Source organism: Alcanivorax sp. HI0083 (assembly GCF_001635175.1).
The window spans coordinates 1-714 of the sequence record NZ_LWFX01000496.1; the positions used below are offsets into that span (position 1 = coordinate 1).

2 protein-coding genes are annotated in these 714 nt (G+C 54.9%); both read left to right on the top strand.

The features are described 5' to 3' along the window. Position 1 precedes the first annotated feature (1 nt). Positions 2-178, top strand: coding sequence for a hypothetical protein (locus tag A3754_RS25970; RefSeq protein WP_255363115.1), 177 nt, complete (start codon positions 2-4; stop codon positions 176-178). After that, positions 178-714: cytochrome c1 (locus A3754_RS05115; protein ID WP_063519000.1), on the top strand; the 537-nt coding region annotated here is incomplete at its 3' end. The genes A3754_RS25970 and A3754_RS05115, both read left to right, overlap by 1 nt.

The window sequence follows — 714 nt, forward strand, 5'->3', positions numbered from 1 at the left end:
CGTGCTGGACTTCCTGATGCTGGGCTATTTCGGTACTCAGCCGGCAACTCCAGGCAAGACGATGATGGCGCAGTTCGGCACGATCTATTATTTCAGCTACTTCCTGCTGATCATGCCGTTCGTGCATAAATTCGAGAAATCCAAGCCGGTTCCGGAACGGGTAACGGGGGGACACTGATGAAGAAACTAGCGGTTATTCTTTTCAGCTGCCTGCCGTTGGTCGCATTCGCGGCTGGCGGTGGCCACAACGAGTACGTGGTTAAAGCGCCGGTAAACCTGCAAGACAAGGTCAGCCTGCAAAACGGTGCCAAGCTGTTCGTCAACTACTGCCTGGGTTGCCATACCCTGCAGTACCAGCGCTACAGCCGCATGGCGGAAGATCTGGACATGCCGGAAGAGCTGGTGATGGAGAACCTGAACTTCGTCAGTGACAAGTTCGGTGACCAGATGCATAACGCCATGGACCAGGACGACGCGAAGAAGTGGTTTGGTAATGCACCGCCGGATCTCACCATGGTGACCCGGTACCGTTCTTCCGACTGGGTGTATTCGTACCTGATCAACTTCTACGAAGATGAGTCCCGTCCGTTCGGTTACAACAACCATGTGTTCCCGAGCGTGGGTATGCCCCACGTGATGGCGGGTCTGGAAGAAGAGTTGGGCGAAGACGAGTTCAAGCAGGCCATGGGCGATATCACTAACTTCCTGACCTAC